This is a genomic window from Arenibacterium sp. CAU 1754, assembly GCF_054482635.1.
Window position 1 is genome coordinate 374,042 of the sequence record NZ_JBTLRG010000001.1, and the last position, 12,778, is coordinate 386,819.

19 protein-coding genes are annotated in these 12,778 nt (G+C 59.6%); 11 read left to right on the forward strand and 8 right to left on the reverse strand.

Going from position 1 to position 12,778, the window contains the following annotated elements; genetic code table 11:
* Position 1: 1 nt before the first annotated feature.
* Genes ACXYMO_RS01870 through iscR form a run of 5 tightly spaced genes read right to left on the reverse strand, consistent with a single transcriptional unit; the run spans position 2 to position 3,660 of the window.
* A complete protein-coding gene (locus ACXYMO_RS01870) occupies positions 2–313 on the reverse strand; it encodes a heavy metal-binding domain-containing protein (protein WP_458876946.1) in 312 nt (103 codons plus the stop codon).
* Between the two features lies 1 nt (position 314).
* Positions 315–626, reverse strand: coding sequence for a hypothetical protein (locus tag ACXYMO_RS01875; protein ID WP_458876947.1), 312 nt, complete (start codon positions 624–626; stop codon positions 315–317).
* Positions 623–2,146, reverse strand: coding sequence for a Fe-S cluster assembly protein SufB (gene sufB / locus ACXYMO_RS01880; RefSeq protein ID WP_458876948.1), 1,524 nt, complete (start codon positions 2,144–2,146; stop codon positions 623–625). The genes ACXYMO_RS01875 and sufB overlap by 4 nt, the downstream gene beginning before the upstream one ends.
* A gap of 15 nt (positions 2,147–2,161) precedes the next feature.
* Entirely contained in the window at positions 2,162–3,205 is a 1,044-nt protein-coding gene (locus ACXYMO_RS01885) for a cysteine desulfurase family protein (RefSeq protein ID WP_458876949.1), read from the reverse strand.
* Entirely contained in the window at positions 3,202–3,660 is a 459-nt protein-coding gene (gene iscR / locus ACXYMO_RS01890) for a Fe-S cluster assembly transcriptional regulator IscR (protein ID WP_458876950.1), read from the reverse strand. The genes ACXYMO_RS01885 and iscR overlap by 4 nt, the downstream gene beginning before the upstream one ends.
* A 184-nt stretch (positions 3,661–3,844) precedes the next feature.
* On the opposite strand from iscR, the gene ACXYMO_RS01895 reads away from it, so the two are divergent.
* From ACXYMO_RS01895 to ACXYMO_RS01905, 3 genes are read left to right on the forward strand one after another with little or no spacing between them, the layout of a single operon-like run.
* Positions 3,845–4,498 carry an alpha/beta hydrolase gene (locus tag ACXYMO_RS01895; RefSeq protein WP_458876951.1) on the forward strand — a complete coding sequence of 218 codons (654 nt, stop codon included), beginning with the start codon at positions 3,845–3,847 and terminating at the stop codon, positions 4,496–4,498.
* A 2-nt stretch (positions 4,499–4,500) separates the two neighbouring features.
* On the forward strand, positions 4,501–4,752 hold the full coding sequence (locus tag ACXYMO_RS01900; RefSeq protein WP_458876952.1) for a hypothetical protein: 252 nt from the start codon (positions 4,501–4,503) through the stop codon (positions 4,750–4,752).
* The gene (locus ACXYMO_RS01905; protein WP_458876953.1) at positions 4,749–5,324 is read left to right on the forward strand and encodes an HD domain-containing protein; all 576 of its coding nucleotides are present in this window, start codon (positions 4,749–4,751) and stop codon (positions 5,322–5,324) included. The genes ACXYMO_RS01900 and ACXYMO_RS01905 overlap by 4 nt, the downstream gene beginning before the upstream one ends.
* A 9-nt stretch (positions 5,325–5,333) precedes the next feature.
* Here the strand turns inward: ACXYMO_RS01905 and ACXYMO_RS01910 are convergent, their stop codons facing one another.
* Positions 5,334–5,768 carry an acyl-CoA thioesterase gene (locus ACXYMO_RS01910; protein ID WP_458876954.1) on the reverse strand — a complete coding sequence of 145 codons (435 nt, stop codon included), beginning with the start codon at positions 5,766–5,768 and terminating at the stop codon, positions 5,334–5,336.
* 170 nt (positions 5,769–5,938) lie between these two features.
* On the opposite strand from ACXYMO_RS01910, the gene ACXYMO_RS01915 reads away from it, so the two are divergent.
* On the forward strand, positions 5,939–7,153 hold the full coding sequence (locus ACXYMO_RS01915) for an NADP-dependent isocitrate dehydrogenase (protein ID WP_458876955.1): 1,215 nt from the start codon (positions 5,939–5,941) through the stop codon (positions 7,151–7,153).
* Positions 7,154–7,210: 57 nt separating this feature from the next.
* On the opposite strand, the gene ACXYMO_RS01920 is transcribed toward ACXYMO_RS01915, so the two are convergent.
* Complete coding sequence (locus ACXYMO_RS01920; protein ID WP_458876956.1) at positions 7,211–7,417, reverse strand: DUF6356 family protein; 207 nt, start codon at positions 7,415–7,417, stop codon at positions 7,211–7,213.
* Between the two features lie 117 nt (positions 7,418–7,534).
* On the opposite strand from ACXYMO_RS01920, the gene ACXYMO_RS01925 reads away from it, so the two are divergent.
* From ACXYMO_RS01925 to ACXYMO_RS01955, 7 genes are all read left to right on the forward strand, one after another.
* A complete protein-coding gene (locus ACXYMO_RS01925; RefSeq protein ID WP_458876957.1) occupies positions 7,535–7,993 on the forward strand; it encodes an Lrp/AsnC family transcriptional regulator in 459 nt (152 codons plus the stop codon).
* Positions 7,994–8,002: 9 nt separating this feature from the next.
* Positions 8,003–8,338 carry an SMR family transporter gene (locus ACXYMO_RS01930; RefSeq protein ID WP_458876958.1) on the forward strand — a complete coding sequence of 112 codons (336 nt, stop codon included), beginning with the start codon at positions 8,003–8,005 and terminating at the stop codon, positions 8,336–8,338.
* A 67-nt stretch (positions 8,339–8,405) separates the two neighbouring features.
* Entirely contained in the window at positions 8,406–9,077 is a 672-nt protein-coding gene (locus ACXYMO_RS01935) for a sulfotransferase family 2 domain-containing protein (protein WP_458876960.1), read from the forward strand.
* A 64-nt stretch (positions 9,078–9,141) separates the two neighbouring features.
* Positions 9,142–10,962 (forward strand): translational GTPase TypA, encoded by a 1,821-nt coding sequence (gene typA / locus ACXYMO_RS01940; RefSeq protein WP_458877872.1) that lies wholly within the window; start codon positions 9,142–9,144, stop codon positions 10,960–10,962.
* Positions 10,963–11,110: 148 nt separating this feature from the next.
* Positions 11,111–11,494, forward strand: coding sequence for a hypothetical protein (locus ACXYMO_RS01945; protein WP_458876961.1), 384 nt, complete (start codon positions 11,111–11,113; stop codon positions 11,492–11,494).
* Positions 11,495–11,582: 88 nt separating this feature from the next.
* A complete protein-coding gene (locus ACXYMO_RS01950) occupies positions 11,583–11,957 on the forward strand; it encodes a hypothetical protein (protein WP_458876962.1) in 375 nt (124 codons plus the stop codon).
* A gap of 39 nt (positions 11,958–11,996) precedes the next feature.
* Complete coding sequence (locus ACXYMO_RS01955; protein WP_458876963.1) at positions 11,997–12,476, forward strand: helix-turn-helix transcriptional regulator; 480 nt, start codon at positions 11,997–11,999, stop codon at positions 12,474–12,476.
* Between the two features lie 10 nt (positions 12,477–12,486).
* Here ACXYMO_RS01955 and ACXYMO_RS01960 read toward each other — a convergent pair whose 3' ends face one another.
* The gene (locus ACXYMO_RS01960) at positions 12,487–12,774 is read right to left on the reverse strand and encodes a DUF1330 domain-containing protein (protein WP_458876964.1); all 288 of its coding nucleotides are present in this window, start codon (positions 12,772–12,774) and stop codon (positions 12,487–12,489) included.
* Positions 12,775–12,778 lie beyond the last annotated feature (4 nt).

Here is a 12,778-nt window from a genome sequence, read left to right on the forward strand (position 1 = left end):
GTCAGTCCAGCACCACCGCCGTGCCGCTGGCCGAAACCATCAGCATGTTGTTGATCACTTCGTAATCCAGATCGACGCCGACAACGGCGTTGCCGCCCAGAGCCCTGGCGTTGTCTTCCATCTCTGACAGCGCAGTGGCGCGGGCCCGGCCCAGTTCCTGTTCATAAGCGCCCGAGCGGCCGCCCAGAATATCGGTGATCCCGGCAAACAGATCGCGCACGATGTTTGCGCCCAAAATGGCCTCGCCCACCACGATGCCCTTGTAGTCCGTGATGAGGCGGCCTTCGACCGAGGGGGTTGTTGTGGTGATCATTTTAGTACTCTGCGATCTCAGGGTCTTCACCGCGCTCAAGGATTTCTTTGATACGCATATCGAAGATTTTTAAGACATTGCTTTTAGCATCTTTCATGGACTCGAAGCGAACAACGCTTTGTTGAAATCCATCGAAAATTTCCCAACCGTCAAACTCTAGTGTTTCTATTTTTTCGACTGTTACTAGCCCCAATGGTCCGTAAAAGAAGATGACTTTCGGAGCGTTCCTCACCGTCACCTTTACTTGTTCCGGGAGAGCCGATCCGATGCCAACCCAAAATTCCGAATAATGATCTCCCCAACCGTCTGTCACCCCACCGAGCCTTCCAACGAAATCGCGACAAGTTGCTGCGCTTCCATGGCGAATTCCATCGGCAGGGCCTGCAGTACGTCCTTGCAGAACCCGTTCACGACCAGCGCGACGGCCTCTTCTTCGTCCATCCCGCGCGAGCGGCAATAGAACAGCTGATCATCGTCGACCTTGGAGGTTGTCGCCTCATGTTCGACACGGGCCGAGTTGTTCTTGACCTCGATGTAAGGCACCGTGTGCGCCCCGCATTTGTCACCGATCAGCAAGCTGTCACATTGGGTATAGTTGCGCGCATCCCGTGCCTTGGGGTGCATCGAAACCAGCCCGCGATAGGTGTTCTGCGCCCTGCCCGCGCTGATCCCCTTGGACACGATCCGCGACTTGGTGTTCTTGCCCAGGTGGATCATCTTGGTGCCGGTGTCGGCCTGCTGGTAATTGTTGGCGATGGCGATGGAATAAAACTCGCCCTGGCTGTCATCGCCGCGCAGGATGCAGGACGGGTATTTCCACGTCACGGCGGACCCGGTTTCGACCTGCGTCCACATCACCTTGGACCGGTCCCCCCGGCAATCGGCGCGTTTGGTGACAAAGTTATAGATACCGCCCTTGCCGTTTTCATCCCCGGGATACCAGTTCTGAACGGTGGAATATTTCACCTCGGCGTCTTCTTCGATGATGATTTCGACCACGGCGGCGTGCAGCTGTGCAATATCGCGCGCGGGCGCGGTGCACCCTTCGAGGTAGGACACGTATGATCCCTTGTCGGCGATGATCAGCGAGCGTTCAAATTGCCCGGTGTTTTCGGCGTTGATGCGGAAATAGGTGCTGAGTTCCATCGGGCAACGTACGCCGGGCGGGACGTAAACGAACGATCCGTCCGAGAATACGGCGCTGTTCAGAGTAGCATAGAAATTGTCAGACACCGGCACGACGGAACCGAGGTATTTCTTGACCAGTTCGGGGTGTTCGCGGATCGCCTCGGAAATCGAGCAGAAGATCACTCCGGCCTTTTTCAGCTCGGCCTGGAACGTGGTGCCGACGGACACGGAATCAAACACCGCATCCACGGCCACCTTGCGGCCCTCGGCGGGGATGTTCTCGGCGCCTTCGACGCCTGCCAGGATCATCTGTTCCTTCAGCGGAATGCCCAGTTTTTCGTATGTTGCCAGCAACTTGGGGTCGACCTCGTCCAGGGACTTGGGTTTGACCTCCATGCTTTTGGGGCGGGCATAGTAATACTGATCCTGGAAATCGATTTCAGGATAGTCGACCATGGCCCAATCGGGTTCTTCCTTGGTCAACCAGCGATCATACGCCTCAAGCCGCCATTGCAGCATCCATTCGGGTTCTTCGTTCTTTTCCGAAATCAGGCGCACGATATCCGTGGTCAGCCCTTTGGGGGCGTATTCCATTTCAATGTCGGTGTTCCAGCCGTATTTATAGGCGCCACCCACCTCGCGAACCGCGTCGACCGTATCCTGATCGACACCTTCTTTTACCTGAGACTGGTCCAATGCGGCCATGTCGCCCTCCTGACCTCACGCGGCACGCGCGCGATGTTTCTTTTCTTTGTCCAGCCACGCATCAGCAAAGCGCAGCACCTGATCTTCTGTTGTTTCGGGCCCCAGAGACACCCGGATCGCCCCGGCGGCTGTTGCCTCGTCAAACCCCATCGCCCGCAAGACGCGCGACGCCTTTACCTTGCCGCTGGAACAGGCCGACCCGGCGCTGATTGCGTATCCGGCCAGGTCCATCTGCATCACTTGCGTTTCGCCTTTCCAGCCCGGCGTCGCAAAGCAGGACGTGTTGGGCAGGCGTTGCGAATCTTTCCCGACAAAAATAGTCTTATTTGTGCCAGCCTCAAGAGCGCTTTCTAGAATATTTCTAAGTTTTGCGACTTGATCCCAGACCCCGTCGGCCAGATCACGTGCTGCGGCCTCGGCTGCGGCGCCGAAACCGGCGATGCCGATCACGTTTTCCGTGCCGGACCGGCGGCCCATTTCCTGTCCGCCGCCCTTGATCTGCGCGGCCAACTCCGTGCCGCGCCTGATCACCAATGCGCCCACGCCCTTTGGGCCACCCAGCTTGTGCGCCGAGATGATCGCCATGGTCGCCCCGCACCAGTTGAAAGCAAACGGCAGCTTGCCAAAGGCCTGCGTGGCATCGGTGACGGCCAGGCCTTCGGGCAGGGTTTGCACAACGCCAGTTTCGGAATTGGCGGCCTGAAGGGCCGTGTTCTGCGGATCATTGACCGTCACCGCGCCGGTGTGGTCCACGGCCAGATCGGGTGTGATCCACGCCGCAACCGCGTCATGTTCGATGTCGCCCCCGTGCAAGGCGCGACCGGCACAGGCCAGGGCCGCGGCCTCGGTCGCACTGGAGGTAAAGATCACATCGGCCCCATCCGCCCCAAAGGCGGTTGCCACCTGCGCGCGCGCCTTTTCAACCAGCGCCTTGGCGGCGCGGCCCTCGGCATGGACCGACGAGGGGTTGCCCACCACATCCATGGCCGCGATCATTGCCACGCGTGCATCGGGGCGCAGGGGCGCGGTTGCGTTATGATCCAGGTATACGCGGGTCATTCATCCACCACCGAAAACAGGCCCGGCACCACGGGGCACGGGGCCAGATCATTGGTGATCACGTCTGACAGGCGGGTTTGATAGAGGAACACATAGACATGCGCGCTCAGCCCTTCCCACAGGCGGTTGGTCAGGGATTGAGCCCGGCTGCCCGATGACCCGCCCGAGACACCAGCCCCCTTGTGCATCGCGTCCACGGTTTCATCGACCGCGCTCAGAACATCGACAACGCGAATGTCCGAGGCCGCGCGCGCCAGACGATAGCCGCCCCCGGGGCCGCGCACCGACTCCACCAGCCCGGCACGGCGCAATTTCACGAAAAGCTGCTCCAGGTAGGGGAGCGAAATCTTTTGCCGTTGGGAAATGTCCCCCAGCGTGACCAGATTTCCCTCGGGTTGCAGGGCGATATCAGCCAGCGCCACCATTGCGTACCGTCCCTTGGTCGACAGCTTCATCTTGGCCTTTCCCCCGGCAGACATTTGTCCGAAAACATTGACGTTTCCGCCACGGTTGCTTATGTGCCCGTGACGACGCGGCAATGCTGTCCACGTCACAATTAGAACCGTTCTAAGGTGCCTTAGCGAATTCGTCAAGAATACGACGAGCGCCGTTGGAAAATGAGACAGGATCACTCTGCCCATGCCCGAGGTCATCTTTCCCGGACCTGAAGGCCGCCTTGAAGGCCGCTATCACCCGCAAAAAGAAAAAGACGCCCCGATTGCCATTGTTCTTCATCCGCACCCGCAGTTCGGCGGGACGATGAACAACAAGGTCGTCTATAACCTGCATTATGCCTTTTATAACATGGGCTTCACCGTGCTGCGGTTCAATTTCCGCGGTGTCGGGCGCAGCCAGGGCGAATACGATCAGGGCATTGGTGAGCTGTCCGATGCGGCCTCGGCGCTCGATTACCTGCAGTCGATGAACAACAACTCGAAACACTGCTGGGTGGCCGGCTTTTCTTTCGGGGCGTGGATCGGCATGCAACTTTTGATGCGCCGCCCGGAAATCACCGGTTTCATCAGCGTGTCGCCCCCGGCGAACATGTATGACTTTTCCTTCCTTGCCCCCTGCCCGTCCTCGGGTCTGATAATCAACGGCAGCGCCGACCGCGTCGCGCCGCCCGCCGATACCGTTGCGCTTGTGAACAAACTGCACGAGCAAAAGGGCATCACAATCACGCATCAGGAAATTCCCGGTGCCGATCACTTCTTTCAAGAGCCGCACATGGACACGATGATCGGCAATGTGACCGATTACGTAAAACGCCGGCTGACAGAAACCTCGCGCTGACCATGTCTCCGACTCTGCAGAAACTGGCCGGACAGCTGGCCGACGATACGATGGCCGCGATGAAGGAAACGGGGAACGACCGGCTTTACGTCGAAATCGGTGATTTCCTCGGGGCCTCGTCGCAAACTCTGGAAGAGGCGTACCTGACCGAAGTGCGCGTCCGTCTGGCCGAAATAGGCGCTCGCCAGTTTCTGAATAAGAAACTGGCAGAATTCCGCGCTGGTGCCCAGAAAAAGGCGCCAGAATCGTCGTGAGCGCGCATCTGGATGCCCAGATAGCATTTCTGACCGAGGCCGATCAGCTGAAATCGGTGTTGCGGGCATCGCGCCTGATTGATCAGTCCCGGCGCGAAAACTCGGCCGAGCATAGCTGGCACATCATGCTTTATGCGCTTGTGCTGTCCGATCACGCCGGCCCGGACGTGCAGATTGACCGCGTGCTCAGGATGCTGCTGATCCACGATATCGTCGAAATCGACGCAGGCGACGTGCCGATCCATGGCGCCGTCGATCATGCCGCGATGGCGATCAAGGAACAGGCCGCCGCTGATCGTCTGTTCGGCCTTTTGCCATCCCATCAGGCGGATGAGTTTCGTGCCCTCTGGGACGAATTCGAAGCCGCCGGAACGCCGGATGCACGGTTTGCCAAGGCGATCGACCGCGTGCAGACGCCTGTTGCCAACCTGGCCAATGGCGGCGGCACCTGGGAGGAATACAACGTCACGCTGGATCAGCTTGATGCGCGTGTGGGGGTTCCGATCGAACGGGGCGCCCCTACCCTGTGGGCCTGGCTGCGCCCGCGGCTCGAGGCGTTTTTCGCCCGCTGAGTTCCCGTGTCACAGCGCTGGCGGCCCGTCAGGCGACAGGTGCGTTTCCAGCGCGGCGCGGAACGCATCGGGGATGACGGTCGCGCGGCGCGCATCCAGATCGAGACAGGCGGAATGCCACACCGACCGAAATACCGGGCTTTCGTCGCGGCGCAGGATGACATTGCGGAACGACGCCGATTTGCGCCCGATCCGGGCAATATCTGTGCGCACGATCAGGGTTTCGCCGGCCAGAACCTCGGCCTGAAAATCGCTTTCGGCGCGGACCACCGCAAAGGACAGGCGCACCCCGTCGCGCCGCTCGCCCGGAGGCCAGCCCATCGCGGTCTGCATGCCAAATCCGTTCTGATTGCACAGAGCGTAATAGCGCGCGACATTCATGTGCCCCAGCGCATCGCAATCGGAACTGCCAATCACGACGATTGATTCAAACGTTTCGCTCATTTCCGGCCGGTTTCTCTTGTTCTTTGGGCTGTCACGATACACAGCTTGGTCCGAGAGGCAATTCATCGCTGCGACAAAACAGTATACATCCGTATACAACCTTTTCCGCGGCGCAGAATTGCGCTAGACCCCGCGCAAATCCGACTCGCAAACAGAAAGGGACCGCACCCATGACCAAGATCAAGGTGGAAAACCCCGTCGTCGAACTCGACGGCGATGAAATGACCCGGATCATCTGGGACTTTATCAAGAAGAAACTGATCCTGCCTTATCTGGACATCGATCTGAAGTATTACGATCTGGGGATTCAGGCACGCGATGATACTGATGACCAGATCACGATCGACAGTGCCCATGCGATCCAGAAATACGGCGTTGGCGTCAAATGTGCGACCATCACACCGGACGAGGCCCGGGTTGAGGAATTCGGCCTGAAAAAGATGTGGCGCTCGCCCAACGGCACGATCCGCAATATCCTGGGCGGCGTGATCTTCCGCCAGCCGATCATCTGCAAGAACGTCCCGCGCCTTGTGCCGGGTTGGACCAAGCCGATCGTCGTTGGCCGTCACGCCTTCGGTGACCAGTACCGCGCGACCGATTTCAAATTCCCCGGTGCGGGCAAACTGACGATCAAATTCGTTGGCGAAGACGGCACTGAAATCGAACACGAAGTGTTTGACGCGCCTGATTCCGGTGTCGTGATGGCGATGTATAACCTCGACAAGTCGATCATCGATTTTGCACGCGCCTCGATGAACTATGGCCTGGACAAGGGCTGGCCGGTGTACCTGTCGACCAAGAACACCATCCTCAAGCAGTATGATGGCCGGTTCCTGGAGCTGTTCCAGCACATCTATGACACCGAGTTCAAAGACAAGTTCGAAGAGGCCGGTATCACCTATGAACACCGCCTGATCGACGACATGGTCGCCTGTGCGATGAAATGGAACGGCGGTTATGTCTGGGCCTGTAAGAACTATGACGGCGACGTACAGTCCGACACGGTTGCTCAGGGCTTTGGCTCGCTGGGTCTGATGACGTCGGTCCTGATGACGCCCGATGGAAAAACGGTCGAGGCCGAAGCGGCCCACGGCACCGTGACCCGTCACTATCGTCAGCACCAGAAGGGCGAGGAAACCTCGACCAACTCGATCGCGTCGATCTATGCCTGGACAGGCGGTCTCAAGCACCGTGCAAAACTGGACGGAAACGCACCGCTGCTGAACTTTGCGGAAACGCTGGAAAAGGTCGTTGTGGACACCGTCGAAAGCGGCTTCATGACCAAGGACCTGGCCCTGCTGGTGGGTCCGGAACAGAAATGGCTGACCACAATGGGCTTCCTCGAGAAAGTCGATGAAAACCTGAACAAGGCGCTGGCGGGCTGATCTTCAGCCGCTCTGCACCAGATACAAGGCGGGTCCACGGGCCCGCCTTTTTTGTTTCTATTTGCCGCGATTATGGGTGCGTGCATACATGTCTGCAATCATCCGGCTGGCTGTCTTTTTAAACAGGCAGGGGATAAGGGCATGAACCGCCGCCGCGCCGGCCGCCACAAACAGCCGTGCCGCAAACCCAGCTGCAAACCGTGCGTGTTCGGTATAGGATTCCTGCACGCTATGGGGATGATCCAAAAAGACCTTGCCAATCATCTTGTCACCTTTTTCCGTATTGATGGTGTCAATCTATCCGGTGTTTTGCGTGAAATTATCCCGAACTTTCAAAAAATTCCATTGATGTTGGGATAAATGCACGCAATTCTGGAGGGTATGAGGACATTTGATGAAATCGACCGTAAGTTGCTGATGGTCTTGCAGCGGGATTCGACCCTGCCGTTGGAGGAGATGGGCGACCGTGTCGGCCTGTCGCGCAATGCCTGCTGGCGTCGTATCAAGGCGATGGAGGATGCCGGAGTGATCCGGCAAAGGGTGGCGCTGCTGGATCCGCAGGCCGTCGGGCTGGGCCTGACCGTGTTCATCCAGATCAAGACCCGGTCGCATGATCCGGACTGGCTGGACCGGTTCGCCCGCGCGACGCGGTTGATGCCTGAAATTCTGGGCGCGTACAGGATGACTGGCGATCTTGATTACCTGATCCGCGCCCGCGTGCGCGATGTGGCCGATTATGACCGGCTTTACCGCAAACTGATCGAACGTGTAGAGATGTCGGACGTGTCCGCCAGTTTTGTCATGGAAGAACTGAAAGAGACGACCGAACTCCCACTTTAGGAACATGCCGTGCCCGCGCATTACATCTATCTGATCCTTGCCGTCGCCGCCGAAACCATCGGCACTTCGGCCCTGCAGGCCAGTCAGCAATTCACGCGGCTCTGGCCATCCCTTCTGGTTCTGGTGGCCTATGCCACGTCTTTCTATCTGCTGTCGCTGACGCTGAAATTCATGCCGGTCGGCATAATGTACGCGTTCTGGTCAGGGCTTGGCATCGTGCTGATCGCGCTGATCGGCTGGCTGGTGTTTCAACAGCGGCTGGATCTGCCCGCGGTTCTGGGCATGGGGCTGATCATTGCCGGGATCGTGGTGATCCAGCTGTTCTCGAACACCGCCGCGCACTGAGGCTGGTCAGAGCCTTACCTGCGCGCTAATCAGGGCGCGACTGAAAAAAAAAGGCCGCGCACCGCGAATGTATGTTCCGCAATCCCGAACCGATCTGCTGTGGCCCCGCTGGGGCAAGCGGATGATCTTTGTCCATACACCCAAATGCGGCGGCAGCTTTGTCAACAATGCCTTTGGGCGGCGGTTCAAACGTTGCATTACCCTGCGCGAACCCAGCATGGCGGGCCATCTGACCTGGATGGAATACCGCGATGCGTTTGCGGCACTGGGTCAGGATATCGGGGATTACAGCTGTTTCTCGGTGATCCGAAACCCGTGGGCCTGGCATGTCAGCTGGTACAATTACGTGCGCAAGGACACGGGCGGGCGGTCGTCGGGCATGCCGCAGGAACACGCCCTGTTCCAGAAGATGAGCTTTTCCGACTATCTGCAATGGCTGGAGGATCCGCTCGATACCGGGCGGGGCAATCAGTATTACCTGAAACAGATTTCGGACTGGCTAATCGACGAGACCGGCACGATCCGGGTGTCCGATATCCTGCGGCAGGAAACCCTGCGCGCGGATCTTGAAAAGTTTCGCGATAAACACCACCTGTTGCTGCGCATCCCCAAGAGGATGGTCAACCAATCCACCGAAGGCGATTACCGGCGCGCGTATTCGGACGAGGATGTTGACCGGGTGGCCAAACGCCACGCCCGCGACATAGAAATCTTCGGATACCGGTTCGCCGCAGAATAACCTCTGGTCTTCTGCGGCGCAGCAGGATATTGGCCCCGGCAACTTCCGCATGAAAGCTGACCACATGGATTTGCGAAATATCGCCATCATCGCCCACGTCGACCACGGCAAGACTACGCTGGTGGACGAACTTTTGAAACAGTCTGGGACCTACCGCGAAAACCAGGCCACGACCGAGCGGGCCATGGACAGCAATGACCTGGAACGCGAACGCGGCATCACCATTCTGGCCAAGGCAACTTCGGTCGAATGGAAAGGGACACGTATCAACATCGTCGATACACCTGGCCACGCCGATTTCGGCGGTGAGGTCGAACGGATCCTGTCGATGGTCGATGGCGTTGTTCTGCTGGTTGATGCCGCCGAAGGGCCGATGCCGCAGACCAAGTTCGTGACCTCCAAGGCCCTGGCCTTGGGGCTGCGTCCGATCGTGGTTCTGAACAAGGTCGACAAACCCGATGCCGAACCCGATCGCGCGCTGGATGAATGTTTCGATCTGTTCGCCAACCTGGGCGCGGATGACGACCAGCTTGATTTTCCGGCGATGTATGCCTCGGGCCGGTCGGGCTGGGCCGATATGGAACTGGACGGACCGCGCAAGGATCTGGGCGCCCTGTTCGATCTGATCGTTGAACACGTCCCTGCCCCGGCACAGATCGCGGCGCGGGATGAGCCGTTCCGCATGCTGGCCACGACGTTGGGCAGTGATCCGTTCATCGGCCGCATTCTGACCGGTCGCGTCGAAAGCGGCACGCTGAAAGCGGGCGAAACCGTCAAGGCGCTGTCGCGGGACGGCACCCTGATCGAAAACTTCCGTGCCACGAAAATCCTCGCCTTCCGAGGCCTGTCGCAGCAGGCCATCGACGTGGCCGAAGCGGGCGATATCGTATCACTGGCAGGCATGACAAAGGCCACTGTTGCCGACACCATCGTTGCGCCCGAGGTCAGTGAAGCCCTGCCCTCGCAGCCGATTGATCCGCCCACCATTACCGTGACCTTCGGGATCAACGACTCGCCCCTTGCAGGCCGCGATGGCAAAAAGGTCCAGTCGCGGGTGATCCGTGAACGCCTGATGAAAGAGGCCGAAAGCAACGTTGCCATTCGCGTCACCGACACCCCCAGCGGCGAGGCGTTCGAAGTCGCCGGTCGCGGCGAATTGCAAATGGGCGTTCTGATTGAAAACATGCGTCGCGAAGGCTTCGAACTGTCGATTTCGCGCCCGCAGGTTCTGTTCCGCGAAGAGAACGGGCAAAGACTGGAACCGATCGAAGAAGTCACCATTGACGTGGATGACGAATATTCCGGTGCCGTGATCGAAAAGATCACCGGCGTGCGCAAGGGGGAGTTGGTCGAAATGAAACCGGCGGGTGCGGGCAAGACCCGGATCATCGCCCATGTCCCGTCGCGCGGCCTGATCGGGTATCACGGCGAATTCCTGACCGATACACGCGGCACCGGTGTACTGAACCGTGTGTTCCACGACTGGGCCCCGCACAAGGGCCCGATCCCAGGCCGTCGCGCCGGTGTTCTGATCTCGATGGAAAGCGGCCAGTCCGTTGCCTATGCGCTGTGGAACCTTGAAGAGAGGGGCCGGATGTTCATCGGCGCGCAGGCGGACGTGTACCAGGGCATGATCATCGGCGAACACAGCCGCGAAAACGATCTCGAAGTGAACCCGCTCAAAGGCAAGAAGCTGACGAACGTGCGGGCCAGCGGAACGGACGAGGCGGTTCGCCTGACCACGCCGATCACCATGTCGCTGGAAGAGGCGATTGCCTATATCGACGACGATGAACTGGTCGAGGTCACCCCGAACGCCATCCGTCTGCGTAAACGGCATCTGGATCCGCATGAACGCAAGCGGGCTGCACGCGCCGCATCGTAAAATCGCGTCGGGGCGGCATTGGACTTTGGTTTATGCCGCCCTGAACCGCACCTAAGTCCAGTATATTCTGGCTGTTCTTCCCCATAGCTGAGCCTTGTCGGCGCATGTTGCGCTGAATGGATCAACTTTGATAACGGGGGCGAAAGCCATGAAATTGTTGAACTTTCCCAAAGCATCGGTCGCCTTGGCCGCACTTATCGCGCTGTCTTTGGCGCTGCCTGCCATGGCAGCGGGGCCCAATTCGGGCGGACAGGGGCAAATTCGCACCAAGTCGCAAACACAACTGCGCGACATGACATCTGTCCAGACCCGAACACAGGCGCGCACCAACCTGAACGCGTCCGCGCCGGGCCAGAAGCAGCATGCCTATCGCGAGCGTGTCCGCACACGGGCGCGCCATTCGATCAACGCGACCACGCGGACCCGCGACCAGTTCGGTCTGCAGATCGCGCCAGGGCTGAGCTTTGGCATCGGAACGGGTGCGGCTGTCGGAAGCGGATCGGGCGGTATGGGTGGTGCCGGCCGTCCGTGACACCGTGCCCCATGGGGGTGGCGATTGTTTCGCCGCCCCTGCACTCTTACATCAACGTACAAGTCTCTAACTGCATCGGACCGTCATCGTGAAACGCTTTGCTTCAACCCTTCTGATCATCGGCCTTTGTGCCGCGACCCCGGCCCTGGCCGGATCGGATGTTGCTGCGCCTGTGGTCACGCAGGTCGAGCAACAGGGATACGCCGTGTCCGAGGTCACCCGCACATGGCTGGGACGGGTTCTGATCACCGCGCGCAGCGAAACCCACCTGCGCGAGGTTGTGTTGAACCGGACAACCGGTCAGGTGCTGCGCGATCAACTGTTCCCTCTGCCCTCGGCCGCCAACGGATCTTTCCGTGGTCTAAATGCACCGCTGGATGCGGGCACGCAGGGGAAGAACGGAACCGCGGGGGCCGGTGCCGGCGCCGGCAATGGCGCGGGCAACGGTGGGAATTCAAAGTAATATGGGCGTGGCCAAGGATACCGGTGCCAGGCAGGCCGAATGCTGAGGCATCCGGCTTTTGTCTGGGGGCTCGTGGCCGTTCAGGCCGCTTGCGGGTCGTATTTCCTGTGGGAAATCCTGGCGGCCATCCTGGGGCTGCCCACCCTGCCCTTGCGCTGGCAGACCCGCGAACTTGTCGATATCGGCGCCAGCCTCGGGCTGGTTCTGGGGGCGGCAATGGGGGTGACAATGGCCCGGCAGGCCACCCGCGCCACCCAACGCGCGGAATCCGCCCTGCGGGTAACCTCGGGTGAATTCACCGATGTGGTGCAGGAATATTTCGATGGCCTGTCGCTGACCCCGGCCGAAAACGAGGTCGCGTGGTTTCTGTTCAAGGGCATGTCGCTGAGCGAAATCGCCGATCTGCGCCACACCCGCGAGGGCACGGTCAAGGCGCAGTGCACCGCGATTTATCGCAAGGCGGGCGTGACCGGAAAATCCCAGCTGTTTTCACAGCTGGTCGAGGATGTCCTACTCTGACAGCCTGGGATCAGTTGCTGGTTTCCACGACCATCAATTCGCGTTCCGATGCGCCGCGCGCATGGTTCAGCGCTTCCTGGTACTCGGGGCTGTTGTAACAGGCGACGGCGCTGTCCACATCCGGGAACCGGGCCACCACGTTGCGTGGCCGTTCCTTGCCTTCAAGCTGAACGAAACGCCCGCCACGGGCGATGAATTCGCCGCCGTGCTTGGCAATCGCGGGCCCGGCCAGTTCGGCATATTTGCCATAGGCCTCGGCGTCGGTGACCGTCACATGTGCAATCCAGAGCGCACCCATTGTC

Bases quoted from the DNA above. Each gene is read 5' to 3' on its own strand.
- ACXYMO_RS01870 (WP_458876946.1), bottom strand. From the start codon at position 313: ATGATCACCACAACAACCCCCTCGGTCGAAGGCCGCCTCATCACGGAC.
- ACXYMO_RS01945 (WP_458876961.1), top strand. From the start codon at position 11,111: ATGAAATTGTTGAACTTTCCCAAAGCATCGGTCGCCTTGGCCGCACTT.
- ACXYMO_RS01885 (WP_458876949.1), bottom strand. From the start codon at position 3,205: ATGACCCGCGTATACCTGGATCATAACGCAACCGCGCCCCTGCGCCCC.
- ACXYMO_RS01900 (WP_458876952.1), top strand. From the start codon at position 4,501: ATGTCTCCGACTCTGCAGAAACTGGCCGGACAGCTGGCCGACGATACG.
- ACXYMO_RS01955 (WP_458876963.1), top strand. From the start codon at position 11,997: ATGCTGAGGCATCCGGCTTTTGTCTGGGGGCTCGTGGCCGTTCAGGCC.
- ACXYMO_RS01915 (WP_458876955.1), top strand. From the start codon at position 5,939: ATGACCAAGATCAAGGTGGAAAACCCCGTCGTCGAACTCGACGGCGAT.
- ACXYMO_RS01920 (WP_458876956.1), bottom strand. From the start codon at position 7,417: ATGATTGGCAAGGTCTTTTTGGATCATCCCCATAGCGTGCAGGAATCC.
- ACXYMO_RS01935 (WP_458876960.1), top strand. From the start codon at position 8,406: ATGTATGTTCCGCAATCCCGAACCGATCTGCTGTGGCCCCGCTGGGGC.
- ACXYMO_RS01960 (WP_458876964.1), bottom strand. From the start codon at position 12,774: ATGGGTGCGCTCTGGATTGCACATGTGACGGTCACCGACGCCGAGGCC.
- iscR (WP_458876950.1), bottom strand. From the start codon at position 3,660: ATGAAGCTGTCGACCAAGGGACGGTACGCAATGGTGGCGCTGGCTGAT.
- ACXYMO_RS01925 (WP_458876957.1), top strand. From the start codon at position 7,535: ATGAGGACATTTGATGAAATCGACCGTAAGTTGCTGATGGTCTTGCAG.
- typA (WP_458877872.1), top strand. From the start codon at position 9,142: ATGGATTTGCGAAATATCGCCATCATCGCCCACGTCGACCACGGCAAG.
- ACXYMO_RS01910 (WP_458876954.1), bottom strand. From the start codon at position 5,768: ATGAGCGAAACGTTTGAATCAATCGTCGTGATTGGCAGTTCCGATTGC.
- ACXYMO_RS01895 (WP_458876951.1), top strand. From the start codon at position 3,845: ATGCCCGAGGTCATCTTTCCCGGACCTGAAGGCCGCCTTGAAGGCCGC.
- sufB (WP_458876948.1), bottom strand. From the start codon at position 2,146: ATGGCCGCATTGGACCAGTCTCAGGTAAAAGAAGGTGTCGATCAGGAT.